Source organism: Micromonospora sp. CNZ297, from assembly GCF_007827625.1.
In genome coordinates this window covers 276,821-293,062 of the sequence record NZ_VISU01000005.1, presented here as the reverse complement: position 1 = coordinate 293,062, position 16,242 = coordinate 276,821, and the positions used below count along the sequence as shown (strand labels likewise).

The 16,242-nt window shown below is 73.3% G+C and carries 15 protein-coding genes; 7 read left to right on the top strand and 8 right to left on the bottom strand.

Annotated features, from left to right (window positions below):
- Positions 1-6 precede the first annotated feature (6 nt).
- Positions 7-1,221, top strand: a complete 1,215-nt coding sequence (gene mycP, locus FB454_RS12470) for a type VII secretion-associated serine protease mycosin (RefSeq protein ID WP_030274502.1) — start codon at positions 7-9, stop codon at positions 1,219-1,221.
- Positions 1,222-1,282: 61 nt separating this feature from the next.
- Here mycP and FB454_RS12465 read toward each other — a convergent pair whose 3' ends face one another.
- A complete protein-coding gene (locus tag FB454_RS12465; RefSeq protein ID WP_013473567.1) occupies positions 1,283-1,576 on the bottom strand; it encodes a WXG100 family type VII secretion target in 294 nt (97 codons plus the stop codon).
- A gap of 20 nt (positions 1,577-1,596) precedes the next feature.
- A complete protein-coding gene (locus tag FB454_RS12460; RefSeq protein WP_018787788.1) occupies positions 1,597-1,914 on the bottom strand; it encodes a WXG100 family type VII secretion target in 318 nt (105 codons plus the stop codon).
- Positions 1,915-2,159: 245 nt separating this feature from the next.
- Between FB454_RS12460 and eccE the strand changes: the two genes are divergently transcribed.
- The 4 genes from eccE to rarD all read left to right on the top strand — a co-directional run bounded on the left by eccE (position 2,160) and on the right by rarD (position 5,937).
- Complete coding sequence (eccE, locus tag FB454_RS12455; RefSeq protein ID WP_030274504.1) at positions 2,160-3,962, top strand: type VII secretion protein EccE; 1,803 nt, start codon at positions 2,160-2,162, stop codon at positions 3,960-3,962.
- A gap of 67 nt (positions 3,963-4,029) precedes the next feature.
- Complete coding sequence (locus FB454_RS12450) at positions 4,030-4,416, top strand: phage holin family protein (RefSeq protein ID WP_013283623.1); 387 nt, start codon at positions 4,030-4,032, stop codon at positions 4,414-4,416.
- A gap of 103 nt (positions 4,417-4,519) precedes the next feature.
- Positions 4,520-5,008, top strand: coding sequence for a GNAT family N-acetyltransferase (locus FB454_RS12445; protein WP_013283622.1), 489 nt, complete (start codon positions 4,520-4,522; stop codon positions 5,006-5,008).
- Positions 5,005-5,937: an EamA family transporter RarD gene (gene rarD, locus FB454_RS12440; RefSeq protein WP_145755282.1), complete on the top strand. Its 933-nt coding sequence runs from the start codon at positions 5,005-5,007 to the stop codon at positions 5,935-5,937. Before FB454_RS12445 ends, rarD begins: the two co-directional genes overlap by 4 nt.
- A 91-nt stretch (positions 5,938-6,028) precedes the next feature.
- Here the strand turns inward: rarD and FB454_RS12435 are convergent, their stop codons facing one another.
- A complete protein-coding gene (locus FB454_RS12435) occupies positions 6,029-6,718 on the bottom strand; it encodes an anti-sigma factor family protein (protein ID WP_013283620.1) in 690 nt (229 codons plus the stop codon).
- A complete protein-coding gene (locus tag FB454_RS12430; protein ID WP_013283619.1) occupies positions 6,715-7,284 on the bottom strand; it encodes a sigma-70 family RNA polymerase sigma factor in 570 nt (189 codons plus the stop codon). The genes FB454_RS12435 and FB454_RS12430 overlap by 4 nt, the downstream gene beginning before the upstream one ends.
- A gap of 170 nt (positions 7,285-7,454) precedes the next feature.
- On the opposite strand from FB454_RS12430, the gene FB454_RS12425 reads away from it, so the two are divergent.
- Positions 7,455-9,581, top strand: a complete 2,127-nt coding sequence (locus tag FB454_RS12425; RefSeq protein ID WP_145822963.1) for a PhoX family protein — start codon at positions 7,455-7,457, stop codon at positions 9,579-9,581.
- Between the two features lie 117 nt (positions 9,582-9,698).
- Here the strand turns inward: FB454_RS12425 and FB454_RS12420 are convergent, their stop codons facing one another.
- Entirely contained in the window at positions 9,699-10,481 is a 783-nt protein-coding gene (locus FB454_RS12420; protein WP_013283617.1) for an IclR family transcriptional regulator, read from the bottom strand.
- Positions 10,482-10,634: 153 nt separating this feature from the next.
- Between FB454_RS12420 and FB454_RS12415 the strand changes: the two genes are divergently transcribed.
- Positions 10,635-11,843, top strand: coding sequence for an MFS transporter (locus FB454_RS12415; protein WP_145822962.1), 1,209 nt, complete (start codon positions 10,635-10,637; stop codon positions 11,841-11,843).
- A 125-nt stretch (positions 11,844-11,968) separates the two neighbouring features.
- On the opposite strand, the gene FB454_RS12410 is transcribed toward FB454_RS12415, so the two are convergent.
- The 3 genes from FB454_RS12410 to FB454_RS12400 all read right to left on the bottom strand — a co-directional run bounded on the left by FB454_RS12410 (position 11,969) and on the right by FB454_RS12400 (position 16,181).
- Positions 11,969-13,009 carry a polyprenyl synthetase family protein gene (locus FB454_RS12410; RefSeq protein ID WP_013473560.1) on the bottom strand — a complete coding sequence of 347 codons (1,041 nt, stop codon included), beginning with the start codon at positions 13,007-13,009 and terminating at the stop codon, positions 11,969-11,971.
- An 89-nt stretch (positions 13,010-13,098) separates the two neighbouring features.
- Positions 13,099-14,652, bottom strand: a complete 1,554-nt coding sequence (gene nuoN / locus FB454_RS12405; protein ID WP_013283614.1) for an NADH-quinone oxidoreductase subunit NuoN — start codon at positions 14,650-14,652, stop codon at positions 13,099-13,101.
- Positions 14,649-16,181, bottom strand: coding sequence for an NADH-quinone oxidoreductase subunit M (locus FB454_RS12400; protein ID WP_013473559.1), 1,533 nt, complete (start codon positions 16,179-16,181; stop codon positions 14,649-14,651). The genes nuoN and FB454_RS12400 overlap by 4 nt, the downstream gene beginning before the upstream one ends.
- Between the last annotated feature and the right edge of the window lie 61 nt (positions 16,182-16,242).

The following is a 16,242-nucleotide window of genomic DNA, read 5'->3' as shown; positions in this document are numbered from 1 at the left end:
TCGTCGATGTCTCGGCCAGTCGCGTACCCCGTCGTGGCCGCCCTGGCGACGCTCCTCGTCGCCGGGGTTCCGGCCGCTCCGGCGACGGCTCGCGCACCCGCCGGCTGCGCCTCGCCGCCCGCGCCGGCCCGCCCGGTGGCGGACCAGCCGTGGCCGCAGCAGCGGTACGCCCCGGAACGGCTCACCCCCCTCGCAACGGGGGCCGGGGTCGTGGTCGCGGTCGTCGACTCGGGAGTGGACCGGTCCCACCCGCAGCTGGCCGGTCGCGTCCTCGACGGCGCCGACTTCCTCGATCGGAGCGGGGACGGCACCCGGGACTGCGCCGGGCACGGCACCGGGGTGGCGAGCATCATCGCCGCCGCGCCGCAGCCCGGCGTCGCGTTCCGCGGCCTCGCGCCGGACGCACGCATCCTGCCGGTACGGGTGAGCGAGCAGCAGGTGGTCGACGGGCGGGAGTCGGGGCGTACCGTCGACGCGGCCGGGTTCGCCCGGGCCATCCGCTGGGCCGTGGACCACGACGCCGACGTGCTCAACCTCTCGGTCGTGCTGTACGCGGACGACCCGGCCGTACGCGCCGCCGTCGCCTACGCGGTGCGGCGGGACGTGGTGGTGGTGGCCGCCGCCGGCAACCTGCACGACAACGGGGATCCCCGGCCCTACCCGGCGGCGTACGACGGGGTGCTCGGCGTCGGCGCGATCGGGCGGGAGGGGACACGGTCGGCGTTCTCCCAGACCGGCTCGTACGTGGACGTGGTCGCCCCTGGTAGCGAGGTGCTGATGGCGGCGCCCAGGTCGGGCCACCAGCGGGCGGAGGGGACCAGCTACGCCACTCCGTTCGTGGCGGGTACTGCCGCGTTGCTGCGCCAGTACCGGCCCCGGCTGAGCGCGGCCGAGGTGGCCGGCCTGATCGTGGCCGCCGCCGACCCGGCGCCCGGGCGGGACGCGGGCTACGGCGCGGGGGTGCTCAACCCGTACCGGGCGGTGACCGAGTCGGCCGGCGCGACCGATTCCCGCACCCGGCCGGGGGCGGCGCTTCCCGCCGAGCGGCCCGATCCGGCCGCGCTGGCCCGCCAGTCCCGCCGGGACACGGCCCGGGACCGGGCGCTGCTGGCCGCCGCCGTCGCGGGCGGGGCGGTGGCACTGGTGGCGGCGCTCGCCCTGGTGCTGCCGCGCGGCGCACGCAGGCGCTGGCGGGCGGCGGACCCGGCAGTTCCGAGCTGATCGCCGGCCACGCGCGACGCCGCGCGGCCCGGGTCACCTGCCCGGGCCGCGCGGCGTCGGTTCACTGGAACAGGTTGGCGTTGCGCTTCTCGGTGTCGAGGTAGTCGGTCGCGGAGTCCTCGACGGCGAGCTTGATGTCACGCAGCATCGCCTGGAGGTCCTGCGAGGCGGCCCGCCACCGGGACTGCCGCACCTCGTACGCCTCGCGGGCCTCGCCGTTCCAGCTCGCCACCAGCGGGGCGGCGTCGCGTTCGAGCTGACCGAGCTGACTCTCCAGCGTGGACAGCGCCCGTTGGATGTCGGCGCCCGCCTGTTGCAGGGCGGCGAAGTTGACGACCAGCACACCGTGCTCCATGGATTCGATCCTTCCGGTTGTCAGAGCGGCAGCTGGATGCCGCGGTTGGTGCCCGCCACCCGGCCGGCGGCCTCGGTGTCGGAGACGTCGTAGTGGCGGCCGGCGCTGCGGATCGCGGTCGCGGTCTCGCGCAGCGCCCGCTGAAGGGCGGCCTGGTCCTGCGCCCACTGCTGCTTGACCTGCGCGAACGAGCGCCCACCGGCACCCCGCCAGGCCTGCTGCAACACCTCCAGCTCGGCCATCAGGCCGCTGAGCATGGTCTGGAGCGACTGATCGACCTGCTCGAACTTCGCGGCGGTCTGCTGCATCACCGCGGCTTCTGCCTGGGTCTGGGACATCCCGGACGTCACCTCGTCTCCTCGGTCGTGGCTGGCCACCGTGTGACCACCGTGGACTCGTCGGCGGGGGTCCGGGGCCGGTGGAGGGGGAAGCCCGGTGGCGGCGGACACGCAACTCGACGATTTCGTCGCTGACGGTAGCCGCCCGACTCCGGTTCTGCTACCCCCTCGGGCTCCCCTGTGGACAACCCGCCCACTACGATGAGCCACGGCAGCGTCACGCGGAGGCCCGGCGAGGAGGTGCGGTGACCGCGAGCACGTCCGAGCGGCCCGCGTCCGTCCCGGTCCGCACGCCACAGTGGACGAGTCGTCCGACCGCTCGACTGCGCGCCGGCCAGATCGTGGCCACCCAGGTCGCGGCGGCAGTGCTGGTCGCAGCCGCCGGGCGGGGTGTCGTGCCGACGGCCGTCGCGCTGCTGTCGGCGGCCCTGCTGCTGCCGGCCGCGTGGGTCCGGGTGCGCGGCCGCTGGCTGCACGAGTGGCTCGTCACCGCTGCCGCGTACGTGACGCGGCGGCGCGCCCTGCCACCGGCGGCCGATCCGGCGGCGCTGCTGGGGCTGCTCCGGCCGGGCTCGGTGGTCGGCGCGACCGAGGCGTCCGGCGGGGCGGCCGTGCTGCACGACGCCGCCGGGCTGACCGCCCTCCTGGAGCTGGGCGACCCGGACGACCTGCTCGGCGACCACGCGCACGAGCTGCCCACGCCGTTCGACCTGCTTCCCCCGGCCGGTCCGGACGCCCCCGCGATCCGGCTGCAACTGGTGTTCTCGTCGTCGCCCGCACCGGTGCCCGCGGTTGCCGGCGGTCCGGCCGGGACGTCGTACCGCCAGCTCACCGACGGGCGGGTGGCCGCGCGGGCACGGGTGGTGCTGGCCGTCCAGGTGCTGCGCGCAGACGGCTGGCCGGACGAGGACCTGTTGCGGGCACTGTCCGGCACCCTGCGGCGACTCGTCCGCCGGCTCGGCCCGCTCACCGCCCGGCCGCTGGGCGGCGACGCGGCGCTGCGGATGATCGCCGAACTTGCCCACCACGAACCCGGAGCCCCGGTACGGGAGACCTGGCCGCTGCTCACTGTCGGTGGCTTGACGCAGGCCACCTGGCGACTGCGCCGGTGGCCGGATCCGCGTGGCGAGGCGGCCCGGGGGCTGGTGGGCCGCCTGCTCGCACTGCCCGCGACCGCCACCACAGTCGCGCTCACAGCCGGTCCGCGCACCGGCACCGCGCCGGTCCCGGCCGAGCTGGCGGTACGGGTGGCGGCCGGGAGCGCGGCCGGGCTGTCGACGGCGGAACGCACGCTGCGCCGGATCGCCGGTGACGTCGGCGGCGAGTTGCGCCGGCTCGACGGTGAGCACCTCGCCGGGCTGGCCGCCACGCTGCCGTTGGCGGTGACCGGTGGGGCCGCGTCCCCGGCCGGGTCGCCTCCGCCCGCGCTGGACCTGCCCTCGGCCACCGCCGGCCTGATGGTGGGCGCGAACCGGCACGGCGCCGCACTCACCGTCCGCCTGTTCCGCCCGGCCACGACCCGGGTGCTGCTCGTGGGCGGCGTGCCCGCGGCGCAACTGCTCGTGCTGCGGGCGCTGGCGCTCGGCGCGCGCGTGGTGGTGCAGACCGGCCGCCCCCGCTTCTGGGAGCCGTTCGTGCGGGGTGTCGGGACGGTCGGCGGCGGCGTACCGCTGCTCCCGCCGGGCCGTCCGGCCGGTGGCGCGCCCGGCTCGCCGCTGCACCCGCTGCTGGTGGTGGTGGACGCCGGCCCGGTGCCGCCGGAGGCCGGACCGGCAGCCGCCTGGCAGTCGGTGCTGGTGGTCCGCGACGAGCTGACCTCGGCCGACACGCCCGCGCTGGCCCGCGCCGACCTGGCGATCCTCCAGCCGCTCGACCCGGACGAGGCCGCGCTGGCGGGCGCGGCGCTGGGCCTGGGCGGTTCCGCCGAGTGGCTCACCCGGATCCGCGACGACATGGTGGCTGTGGTCAACCGGCGGGCCCTGCGCTGGGCGCTGCTCTCGCCCACACCTGTCGAGTCGCAACTGGTCGGTCGCCCGGCCCGGCACTGACGAGCCGCACCGCCGCGTACCAGGTCGAGCCTTCCCCTGGTGGTACGGCCGTGGCACGATCCCGGCCATGGATTTCCTGAAGGGTCTTCTGATTCGCGTGGGTTCGACGGCGGTGGCGTTCTGGCTCGCCACCCTGCTCATCCCGGGCATCTCGCTCGACTCCGACTCGGCCACCGAGACGGTGATCACGCTGGTGCTCGTCGCGGTCATCTTCGGTGTGGTGAACGCGGTGCTCCAGCCGATCATCAAGACCGTGGGGTGCGGCTTCTACCTGCTGACCCTCGGCCTGATCGCGCTCGTGGTGAACGGCCTGCTCTTCCTGCTCACCAGCTGGATCGCCGGTGAGGCCGGACTGCCCTTCCACGTGGACGGGTTCTGGCCGGAGGCGGTGCTGGGCGCGCTCTTCGTCGGCATCGTCACCTGGATCCTCGGCGCCGTCCTCGACCGCGACTGACACCGGCCCCGGCCGGCCGCCTTCGCGGCCGGCCGGGGCCACCAGGCCAGCAGCAGGGAATTGGCTGGCGAGGGCCCCGGCCGGGGGTACTAGCCTCGGCCGGGTGTTCACCCTGACCCGCGCGGACGGCTACGAGATCAGCACCGACCCGGATCGGATCGACCTGGACCGGGTGCACGTCTGGCTCTCCACCGACGCGTACTGGGCGCTGGGGCGGGAGCGGGAGACGGTGGCGCGCGCGTTCACCGGCTCGATCGGCTTCGGCGTCTACCGGCCGGGTGACGGACGGCAGGTCGCTGTCGCCCGGGTGGTCACCGACGGGGCCACGTTCGCCTGGCTCTGCGACGTGTACGTGGACCCGGCCGAGCGGGGTAGCGGGCTGGGCACCTGGCTGGCCGGCGCGGTCCGCGACCACCTGAACGAGCTGGGCGTACGCCGGATCCTGCTGGCCACGCTCGACGCGCACGGGGTCTACGCGAAGATCGGCTTCAAGCCGGTCGCAGCGGATCGGTGGATGGAGCTGGATCAGCGGGTGACGCCGGTCACCGATAAGGACCAAGATAAGGATCCACCACTTACGGTGGAGCGGTGAACCAGCTCCGGCTCGGCTACCTGTACGGCGTCGGCGCGTACCTGATCTGGGGTTTCTTCCCGATCTACCTGAAGCTGCTGCGCCCGGCCGGGCCGGTGGAGATCCTCGCGCACCGGATCCTCTGGTCGGTGGCGTTCGTGGCGTTGCTGCTGGCCGCCACGCGGCACGCCGGCTTCCTGCGCAAGCTGGCCCGGCGACCCCGGGCGCTCGCCGGCATCGGGCTCGCCGCCGCGCTGATCGCGGTCAACTGGGGCACGTACATCTACGGCGTGAACTCCGACCGGGTGGTGGAGACGGCGCTCGGTTACTTCATCAACCCGCTGGTGTCGGTGCTGTTCGGCGTCCTGGTGCTGCGGGAACGGCTGCGCCGCGCCCAGTGGGCGGCGCTCGGCGTGGGTGCGCTCGCGGTCGCGGTGCTCACCGTCGACTACGGCCGCCTGCCCTGGCTGGCGCTCACCCTGGCGTTCAGCTTCGCCGGGTACGGGCTGGTCAAGAAGCAGCTCGCGCTGCCCGCCACGGAAGGGCTGTTCGTCGAGTCAGCGGTGCTGGCGCTGCCCGCACTGGCGTACCTGGGGTGGCTGTCGGCGCGCGGCGACTCGACGTTCGGGCACGTCTCGGCCGGGCACACCGCGCTGCTGGTGCTGGCCGGGGCCGCCACCGCGATCCCGCTGCTGCTGTTCGCCGGGGCGGCGAACCGGCTGCCGCTGTCCACTGTCGGCATGCTGCAGTACCTCGCGCCGATCCTCCAGCTCGGCTGCGGCGTGCTGATCTTCCACGAGCCGATGCCGCCGGCCCGGCTGGCCGGCTTCGCCCTGGTCTGGCTCGCCCTGGTGGTCTTCACCGCCGACGCCCTGCGCCACTCCCACCGCACCCGCCAGGCCGCCCGCACCCCGACCGCCCCCACCCCCACCCCCACCCCGTCCCGCTGATCTTGCACTTACCGCCCCGGCGAAAGGGGCGAACCACCCGCACCGAGGGCCACAAGTGCAAGATCAACGGAGAGAGCGGGCGGGGGCGGGGTCAGCGCAGGTCGTAGGCCAGGACGGGGGCGTTTGTTCCTCGGAGCAGCTCCAGGCGGACCAGCTCGCCCTTGGTGAAGCGGGTGACGCCGGAGAAGCGCAGGTCGTCACCGGGGGCGGCGAGCCACGAGCCGATCTGCTCCGTCGCGCCGTCCGGGCCGTGCGCCACCAGCCGGAACGTGTACGCCTCCCGGTGCCCGGCCCGCCTGTCGTACCCGCAGTGCATGGTGACCTCGGTGCCCCACGGCGTCTCGGTCAGCCCCACCTCGGCGTGCACCGGCACCGTCCCGGCCACCGGCCGCATCGAGGCCAGCGCCACCGGCGGCTTCGTCGGCTCGGCGGGCGACTGCACGAGTCCCACGCCGACGCCCGCCAGCACCGCGAGCGCGGCGGCGGCGAGCGCTGTCAGCGCGTACCGTCGGCGGGAGCGGGACCGCTCGCGGCGCTTGCGCTCGCGCGCGGCGTCGAGCAGCGCGGGCACCCGCGACGTCTCCGGCCCGACCTCCAGGAACTGCTCCAGCCCGGCCGGGTCGAGCCGCCCCAGCAGGCCGGGCAGCACGGCGATCTCGGCCACCGCCTCCCGGCACTGCGCGCACCCGGCCAGGTGCCGCTCGTAGGCGACCCGGTCCGCCGGGGCGAGGGCGCCGAGCACGTACGCCCCGTCGTCGTGCGCGAACTCGCAGCGTGTCACCCGGTCACCCCCATCTCGGCCAGCGCCAACCGTAGTGAGCGCAGTGCGTAGTGGGTACGCGACTTCACCGTCCCCGGCGGTACGCCCAGCCGTGCCGCCGCCTCCGCCACCGAACGTCCCTGGTAGAAGCACTCGACGAGCACCTCCCGGTGGGTCGGGCTGAGCCGGTTGAGCGCCTCGGCCACGGTCCACGCCTCCACCGCGCGCTCCGTCTCGTCGACCGTCTCGGCGGTCTCGGGCAGTTCGTCCGTGTAGACCTCGCCGACCCGGGCCGAGCGCCGCCGCCAGGCGTCGATCGCCAGGTTCCGCGCGGTGGTGAACAGCCAGGCGCGTACCGAGCCGCGTCGCGGGTCCAGCGACTCGGGGTGTCGCCAGGCGCGCAGGAGCGTCTCCTGCACCAGGTCCTCGGCCCGGGGCCGATCGCCGTTGACCAGCCGCAGGGCGTGCGCGTACAACGCGTCGGCATGCTCGTCGTGCAGCGCGCGCAGCAGTTGGGCGTCGTGGTCGCTGATGGCGGTACCTCGCTTCCGGCGGCGGGGAAACCGGCGATGCGTTCGCCCTTCCATACGTGCCGTGACGCCGAACGGTTCATCCGCAGGTCAACGCGGAGCTGTTCACGTCCGGTTCAGGTCCGGGCCGATCCCCGCTCACCGTGCCCTGGCAGCGTCCGGCGGGTGAGCGCCCGGGCCGTCTCGCCCGCGCGCCTTCCGACGTTGAGATCAGGAGGCTCCACCTCATGAGCGACCGGCCTCGCCTGCTTCCGCTGCTGGGTGGCACCCGCCACGGCAGCCGCGACGCGATGACCTGCCTGTACCGGTGCGGCAACGCGTGTGACCACCCGGTGCCGAACCCGACCGACAACCCGTACTTCGGCGACGTGGTCGACACCGAGATCTCCCGGCGCGGCGTGGTCCGGGCCGGCGCGGTCGGTGCGCTGGTGCTCGGCTTCGGCGGCGCCGCCGCGGGCGCGCTCGCCGGCGCCGCGCCGGCCGCCGCTGCGCCCGCCGCCCCGCCCGTGCCCGGCGGCGGCGAGGTCTCGCCCGCCGGCGCGGGCCGCCCTGGTAGCGGCGCGTTGACGTTCAAGCCGATCCCGCCGAACAAGCTCGACACCCTCGTGGTCCCCAACGGGTACGACCACTCCGTCGTGATCCGCTGGGGTGACGAGGTCGTGCCCGGCGCGCCCGCGTTCAGCCTGGGCCGGCAGACCGCCGCCGCCCAGTCCAAGCAGTTCGGCTACAACAACGACTTCGTCGGGGTGCTCCCGATCGACCGTCGGCGCGCGCTGCTCGTGGTGAACCACGAGTACACCAACGAGGACCTGATGTTCCCCGGCTTCACCAGCCAGGACGCGCTCACAGTGGAGCAGGTACGGGTGGCGATGGCCGCGCACGGCATGTCCGTGGTGGAGCTGGAGCGGGTGGAGAACACCGGGCAGTGGCAGCCGGTGCGGCGTGGCCGACGGGAGTACAACCGCCGGGTCACGGCGCTGGCGACGAAGTTCGAGCTGACCGGCCCGGCCGCCGGCTCGGCGTGGCTGCGTACCGCCGCCGACCCGAAGGGCCGGACGGTGATCGGCACGCTCAACAACTGCGCCGGTGGCGTCACCCCGTGGGGCACGGTGCTCTCCGGCGAGGAGAACTTCAACCAGTACTTCGTCGGCGGAGACGGCGCGCCGGAGGAGCAGAAGCCGAAGCTGGCCCGGTACGGCATCCCGACCGACGTGCGCCACCCGAGCGGCAGCCGCAAGTGGGAGCGGGCGGACGAGCGCTTCGACCTGGCCAAGCACCCCAATGAGGCGAACCGGTTCGGTTGGATCGTCGAGATCGACCCGTTCGACCCGCAGGCCAAGCCGCGCAAGCACACCGCGCTGGGCCGGTTCAAGCACGAGGGCGCGAACGTCATCGTGGCGCGCAACGGCCGGGTGGTCGCGTACATGGGCGACGACGAGCGCTTCGACTACCTCTACAAGTTCGTCTCGGACAAGAAGTTCATGCCGGGGAAGTCCTCGGTGGCGCGGCGGCACAACCTGACGCTGCTGGAGTCGGGCACGCTCTACGTCGCGAAGATCGAGGGCGACAGCCCGGCCGCCGAGATCGACGGTTCCGGCAAGCTCCCGGCCGACGGTGGGTTCGGCGGCCGGGGCCGCTGGATCAAGCTGGTCAGCGGCAACCGCTCGTACGTCGACGGCATGACCGCCGCGGACGTGCTCACCTTCACCCGGCTGGCCGGGGACAAGGTCGGCGCCACCAAGATGGACCGGCCCGAGGACGTCGAGCCGAGCCTGCTCACCGGCAAGGTCTACGTGGCGCTGACGAACAACAGCGACCGCGGCAAGGCCGGCAAGGCGCCCGCCGACGAGGCGAACCCGCGCAACAGCAACAAGCACGGGCAGATCCTGGAGCTGGTCGAGGACCGCGGCGACAACACCGCCGAGACCTTCGCCTGGTCGCTGCCGATCGTCTGCGGCGACCCGGCCGACGCCTCGACCTACTTCGCAGGGTACGACAAGACGAAGGTCTCCCCGATCTCCTGCCCGGACAACGTCGCCTTCGACGCCACCGGCAACCTGTGGATCTCGACCGACGGCAACGCGCTGGGCAGCAACGACGGCCTGTTCGCCACAGCCGTCGAGGGTCCGGAGCGGGGCCACCTGAAGCAGTTCCTCACCGTGCCGCTCGGCGCGGAGACCTGCGGCCCGTTCATCACCGGCGACAACCGTTCGGTCTTCGTGGCCGTGCAGCACCCGGGCGAGGTCTCCGGCGCGTCGGTGGAGAACCCCGCCTCCACCTGGCCGGACGGCGACTTCGCCAAGCCCGGCGTGGTGGTCACCTGGCGCCTCGACGGCGGCCCGGTCGGCAGCTGACCCACCCCGGGGGCGGTCCGGCGCTGGACCGCCCCGCGAGGGGCCGCCGACCCACCAGGTCGGCGGCCCCTCGTCAGTTCTCGGAGGCGGTCCCGGCGGGGATCGGCGCGCGGCGAGTCAGTTCTCGGAGGCGATCCCGTCGGCGATGGCGCGCGCGGCGGTGAGGAGCTTGGCGCGGACCACCCGGGCCGATGTCATCATCTCGCCGGCCGGCAGCGCGCAGGCCAGCACCACCCGGCGCTCGATGTCCTTGTCCGGGCTGACGAGCACCGCGGCGCACGCCACGCCCTGCCGGAACTGCCCCAGCTCCAGCTGCATGCCGCGCCGGTCACCGGCGGCCAGGTCCGCCTCGAACGCCTCGACAGTGGTGAGGGTGGCGGTGGTGAACGGGCGCATGCCGTACTCGCGCAGGTAGCGGAAGCGCTGTTCGGTGGTGAGCGTGGCGAGCAGGCTCTTGCCCAGCGCGGTGGCGTGCGCGCCCTCGTCGAAGCCCGGCACCAGGTCTTCCATGTAGGGCGAGCGGGGCCCCTCGGCGGACGCGGTCACCGCCACCTGCCCGCCGACGAAACGGCCGAGGTAGTGGCTCCAGCCGGTGTCCGACGCCGCGCGGCGCAGCGCCTCGCCCACCGCCGGCGGCCCCCGGAACGCGGTGACCAGCTCGCGGTAGCGGTCGGCCACCTCCAACCCCACGATGTACGTCCCGTCCTCGCGCCGGATCACGTAGCCCTCGTACGCGAGCGTGCGCACCAGGTGGTAGGTCGTGGCGACGGTCAGCTCGCAGCGCCGGGCGATCTGCTTCACGGTGAGCCCTCTCGGCGCACGGCCGACCGACTCGAGCACTCGAAGCGCGCGAGACACGCTACGGATCAGGTCCGAAGGTTCCGCCAAGGGGTCGCGCACAACCACCTCCGCCGCCGGGGACTTACACCATATGAAAAACCGGCCGAGTGCGAAATGCCTGTTCGGATGGAGGATGCCAGAAGACCGGACACAGACCGTGTGTCGACGGACACGATGAGCAGCCAAAACGTCCGGGCGTAAGGTGTGCTCGCGATGACTGAAACAGTTTCGCGAGTCGCCCCTCCGGCGTCCCGCCACGCCGTCACGGTCGGCGCGGGCGCCACCCTCACCACGATCGTGTGCGTCCTGCCCGTCTTCCTGGTCGGTGGGCTCGCCGTCCAGCTCGCTGACGAACTCCGCTTCAGCCCGGCCGGGCTGGGCCTGGCCGTCTCGATCTACTTCGGCGTGAGCGCGCTCGCCTCGGTGCCCTCCGGCGCCCTGGTCGAGCGCTTCGGCTCGGCCCCGGTCGCCCGGGCCGCCATCCTGCTCTCCGCCGCCTCGCTGCTCGCAGTGGCCGGGCTGGCCCGGTCGTACCCGATCCTGGTGGCGCTGCTGGCGCTCAGCGCCGCCGCCAACGCCCTCGGGCAGCTCGCCAGCAACGCCGCGCTGGCCGAGCACGTACCCGCCCACCGGCAGGGCCTCTCGTTCGGCGTGAAGCAGGCCGCCGTACCGGCCGCCACGCTGCTGGCCGGCCTGGCGGTACCCACTGTCGCGCTCACCGCCGGCTGGCGCTGGGCCTTCGTGGCCGCAGCGGTGGCCGCGCTCGCCGTGCTGCCGGCCGTACCCCGGGCCGGACGGGACCGGCAGGCCCGGACCGCCTCCGGTCGCGGTCCCGGCGGCACCGGCCCGCTCGTGGTGATCGGGCTGGCCGCGACGCTCGCGGCAGCCGCGGCGAACGCCCTCGGCACGTTCCTGGTCGACTCGGCTGCGGCGCGAGGGCTCTCCCCCGGCCTGGCCGGCCTGACGCTGACCCTGGGCAGCGTGGTGTGCGTGCTCGCCCGGGTGGGCGTCGGCTGGCTGGCCGACCGGCGCACCAGCGGGCACGTCGGGCTGATCGCCGGGATGCTGCTGACCGGCTCGGTCGGCCTCATCCTGCTCGCGGTGGCCGGATCGGCGCCGCTGGTAGCGGGCGTGGTGCTCGGCTTCGGTCTGGGCTGGGCCTGGCCGGGGCTGATGAACTTCGCCGTGGTCCGGCTCCACCCGCAGGCCCCGGCCGCCGCCACCTCGATCACCCAGACCGGGGTGTACGCGGGCGGCTGCCTGGGTCCGCTCGGCCTGGGCGCGCTGGCCGGCGCGGCGGGCTACCCGGCGATGTGGCTGACTGCTGCCGCGGCGATGCTCCTGGCCGCCCTCCTGATGCTGCTGGGCGCCCGCCTCCTACGCCCCACCCCCACCCCCACCCCCACCCCCGCCCTCCCCTGACCGTCCGCGTCGCCCCCGAGCCCCGTCGCGTCGATCATGAAGTTAGCGGCGCGACACGCCGTACGGGCGGCCGTCAACTTCATGATCGACGAGAGCCCGAGCGAGTGAGGGTGGGCGCGCGGGGGTCAGCTGGTGCGGTCGGCGATGTAGTCGCAGAGGGACTCCAGCGCGCGACGCGCCGGACCCTCGGGCAGCGGAGCCAGCCGGGCGCGTGCGTCCTCGGCGTAGCTGCGCACCGTCTCCCGGGCGCGCTTGAGCGCCGGCGACTCCCGCAGCAGGCCCAGCGCCTCGGCGTGCAACGCGTCGTCCACCAGCGGGCCGGTGGCCAGGATCTCGCGCAGCCGTACGCTCGCCGCGTCCGCGTCGTCGGAGGCCATCGCGTAGAGCACCGGCAGGGTGGGTACGCCCTCGCGCAGGTCGGTGCCGGGCGTCTTGCCGGACTGGACCGACTCACTGGCGATGTCCAGCAGGTCGTCGGAGAGCTGGAACGCGACGCCGATGATCTCGCCGTACTCGGCCAGGGCCTCCACGTGCTCGGGAGCCGCGCCGCCGAACATGCCGCCGAAGCGGGCCGAGGTGGCGATGAGTGAACCGGTCTTCTCGGCGATCACGTGCAGGTAGTGCGCGACCGGGTCGGTGTCGCGCGGGCCGACCGTCTCGGCGATCTGGCCGTGCACCAGCCGGGCGAACGTGCGCGCCTGGAGGCGTACCGCCTCGGGGCCGAGGTCGGCGGCGATGTCCGCGGCCCGGGCGAAGAGGTAGTCGCCGACCAGGATGGCCACCGAGTTGGTCCAGCGGGAGTTGGCGCTCGGGGCGCCGCGACGCACGGCGGCCTCGTCCATCACGTCGTCGTGGTAGAGCGTCGCCAGGTGGGTGAGTTCCATCACCACGGCGGCGGGGACGACCTGGTCGGTATCCGGGTCGCCGAACTGGGCGCCCAGCGCCACCAGCAGCGGACGGAACCGCTTGCCGCCGGCCTCGACCAGGTGCCGGGACGCCTCGGTCACCAGCGGATCGGCGCTCGCCACGCTCGCCCGCAGGCTCGTCTCGACCCGGTCGAGCACGCCCAGCACGGAGGCTTCGACGCGCGGGTCGGCGAGATGCAGGCCGAGCGCGCCGAACTGACCTGAACGCTCGCCAGCCGGGTTCGCCACGTCCTCAACCATGCCACACCCGTTCGACCTGCTCGTCGACGGGGATACGGGCCGGGGGCCGGCACGCCACGGCGTACCGGCCCCCGGTGGGAACACCTCTGTCATCTGACGAATTCGGCGGCACCGGTGGTCAGGTCGAGCAGCGGGCCGGGCACCACGCCGAGGACCAGCGTAGCGAGCACGCCGATGACCAGGGCGGCCGAGGTGAGCGCGCCGGGCACGGTCACCGTCGGGGTGGACTCGCCCGGCTCGGACAGCCACATCATGACGACGACCCGCAGGTACGGGAACGCCAGCACCATGCTGGTCAGCACGCCGGCGATCACCAGCCACGCCTGGTTCGCCTCCAGGGCCGGGCCGAAGACCGCGAACTTGCTGGTGAAGCCGCTGGTCAGCGGGATACCGGCGAAGGCCAGCAGGATGAACGTGAAGATCGCCGCGAAGAACGGCGAGCGGCGGCCCAGCCCGGCCCAGCGAGACAGGTGGGTGGCCTCCCCGTCGGCGTCGCGCACCAGCGTCACCACGGCGAACGCGGCGAGCACCGAGAAGCCGTACGCGGCCAGGTAGAACATGGTGCCGGAGAGCCCTTCACGGCTCGGTGCCAGCACACCGACGAGCAGGTAACCGGCGTTCGCGATCGACGAGTACGCCAGCAGGCGCTTGATGTCGGTCTGGGTGACCGCCAGCACCGCGCCGACCAGCATGGTCAGCACCGCGATCGCGCCGAGCACCGGGGTGAAGTCCCAGGAGGCCCCGGCGAACGCGACGTGGAAGACGCGCAGCAGCGCCCCGAACGCGGCGACCTTGGTGCAGGCTGCCATGAAGCCGGTGACCGGGGTCGGCGCGCCCTGATAGACGTCCGGCGTCCAGACGTGGAACGGCGCGGCGGCGGCCTTGAACAGCAGGCCGATGGCAAGCAGCGCCATACCGGCGAACAGCAGCACCGGGCTGGACGGGGAGTCGGTGACCGCGGCGTGCACGGTGGCGAAGTCGACGCCGGCCGTACGGCCCGGGATGCCGGAGGTGAAGCCGTAGATGAGGGCGACACCGAACAGGAAGAACGCCGAGGCGTACGCGCCGAGCATGAAGTACTTCAGCGCCGCCTCCTGGCTCAGCAGACGCCGGCGGCGGGCCAGCGCGCAGAGCAGGTAGAGCGGGAGCGAGAAGACCTCCAGCGCGACGAACATGGTCAGCAGGTCGTTCGCCGCCACGAAGATCAGCATGCCGCCGATCGCGAACGACATCAGCGGGTAGACCTCGGTGGCGCCACCGACGCCCTCGGCCTGCCGCCGGTCCTCCGCCGACTCGGCGGTGACAGCGGCGTGCGCCACGAAGGCGCCGCCCCGCTCCACGGTGCGCTCACCGACGAGCAGCAGCGCCATCACCGCGAGCACCAGGATCGCGCCCTGGAGGAACAGCGTCGGGCCGTCGATCGCGATGGCGCCGCCGATGGTGATCAGCCGGTCGTCGGCGTTGAGAATCACCATGACGATCGCGGCGAGCATCGCCACCAGGGCGAGCCCGAGTTGCACCGCGTTGCGCAGACGACGCGGCACGAACGCCTCGACCAGGACCCCGAGCAGCGCCGCACCCAGCATGATCAGGATGGGAGCGAGCGCCGCGTAGTCGATCGACGGCAGCCTCAGTTCACTCACTTCGCGGCCTCCTGGACGCTGCCGACCTCAGGGGCGGGGTCGGACTTGCCGACGTCCTGCATGGTCGCCTGGACGGCGGGGTTGATGACGTCGGTGACCGGCTTCGGATAGAAGCCGAGCAGCACGATCAGCGCGATCAGCGGCGCGACGACCACCTTCTCGCGCAGGGTGAGGTCACGGCGCATGCCCTCGACCTCGGTCAGCGCCGGGTTCAGCGTGCCCTGCGTGGTGCGCTGCACCATCCACAGCACGTACGCCGCCGCCAGGATGATGCCGAGCGTGGCGATCACGGCGACCGGCTTGTTGACGGTGAACGTGCCGATCAGCACCAGGAACTCGGAGACGAACGGCGCGGTACCCGGCAGCGCCAGTGAGGCGAGACCGGCGAAGAAGAGCACACCGGCCAGCACCGGCACCAGCTTGCCCGCGCCGCCGAAGTCGCTGATCAGCGCCGAGCCGCGCCGGGCGATCAGCATGCCGACCACGAGGAACAGCAGGCCGGTGGCCAGGCCGTGGTTGAGCATGTAGAGCACCGCGCCGGTGCCGGCCTGGGTGGTGAACGCGAAGATGCCGACGCCGATGAACCCGAAGTGCGCGATCGAGGTGTACGACACCAGGCGCTTCAGGTCGTTCTGACCGACCGCCAGCAGCGCGGCGTAGATGATGCCGATGACACCGAGCGCCAGCGCCCACGGTGCGAACCAGCGCGACGCCTCCGGGAACAGCGGGAGGCAGTAGCGCAGGATGCCGAACGTGCCGACCTTGTCCAGCACGCCGACAAGCAGCGCGGCGGCGCCGGCCGGTGCCGCGCCACCGGCGTCCGGCAGCCAGGTGTGGAACGGGAAGAACGGCGCCTTGATCGCGAAGGCGACGAAGAAGCCCAGGAACAGCCAGCGGGCCGTGTCGGTGGCGAACTCCGCCTGGCTCAGTGCCTGCCAGTCGAAGGTCTTCCCGCCGACCACCCAGAGGCCGATCACCGCGGCCAGCATGAACAGACCGCCGACCAGCGAGTAGAGGAAGAACTTCACCGCCGCGTACTGCCGCTGGTGGCCGCCGTAGCTGCCGATCAGGAAGTACATCGGCACCAGCATGACCTCGAAGAACACGTAGAACAGGAAGACGTCGGCGGCGGCGAAGACGCCGATCATCGTGCATTCGAGGACGAGCAGCAGCGCGAAGTACGCGGGCACGGAGCGCTTCGACGCCTCGGCGTCGTGCCAGGACGCCAGGATCACCAGCGGCACCAGGATCGCGATCAGCATCAGCATGACCAGCGCGATGCCGTCCACCTCGAAGGTGAAGTTCACGCCCCAGTTCGGGATCCACGGGTACGACTCGCGGAACTGGAACCGGTCACCGCCGGCGGAGAAGGCGAACCACATCACCACCGAGAGCACCAGCACCAGCAGCGACCAGCCGAACGCCACCAGCTTGGCCAGGTCCGGACGGCTGCGGGGCAGCAGTGCCACCACCAGGGCGCCGACCAGCGGCGCCACGGTCAGCACCGAGAGGAACGGGAAGTTGGACATTATTCGGCCTTACCTCCGTCGTGACTGCGTGGCCCGCCGGCGGGGGCGGCCGCGTTGAGGT

Excerpts from the sequence above, each read along its gene's own strand:
- mycP (WP_030274502.1), top strand. The coding sequence starts at position 7 with ATGTCTCGGCCAGTCGCGTACCCCGTCGTGGCCGCCCTGGCGACGCTC.
- FB454_RS12410 (WP_013473560.1), bottom strand. The coding sequence starts at position 13,009 with ATGGTTGAGGACGTGGCGAACCCGGCTGGCGAGCGTTCAGGTCAGTTC.
- FB454_RS12425 (WP_145822963.1), top strand. The coding sequence starts at position 7,455 with ATGAGCGACCGGCCTCGCCTGCTTCCGCTGCTGGGTGGCACCCGCCAC.
- FB454_RS12415 (WP_145822962.1), top strand. The coding sequence starts at position 10,635 with ATGACTGAAACAGTTTCGCGAGTCGCCCCTCCGGCGTCCCGCCACGCC.
- FB454_RS12430 (WP_013283619.1), bottom strand. The coding sequence starts at position 7,284 with ATGGAAGGGCGAACGCATCGCCGGTTTCCCCGCCGCCGGAAGCGAGGT.
- FB454_RS12400 (WP_013473559.1), bottom strand. The coding sequence starts at position 16,181 with ATGTCCAACTTCCCGTTCCTCTCGGTGCTGACCGTGGCGCCGCTGGTC.
- FB454_RS12465 (WP_013473567.1), bottom strand. The coding sequence starts at position 1,576 with ATGGAGCACGGTGTGCTGGTCGTCAACTTCGCCGCCCTGCAACAGGCG.
- FB454_RS12460 (WP_018787788.1), bottom strand. The coding sequence starts at position 1,914 with ATGTCCCAGACCCAGGCAGAAGCCGCGGTGATGCAGCAGACCGCCGCG.
- FB454_RS12450 (WP_013283623.1), top strand. The coding sequence starts at position 4,030 with ATGGATTTCCTGAAGGGTCTTCTGATTCGCGTGGGTTCGACGGCGGTG.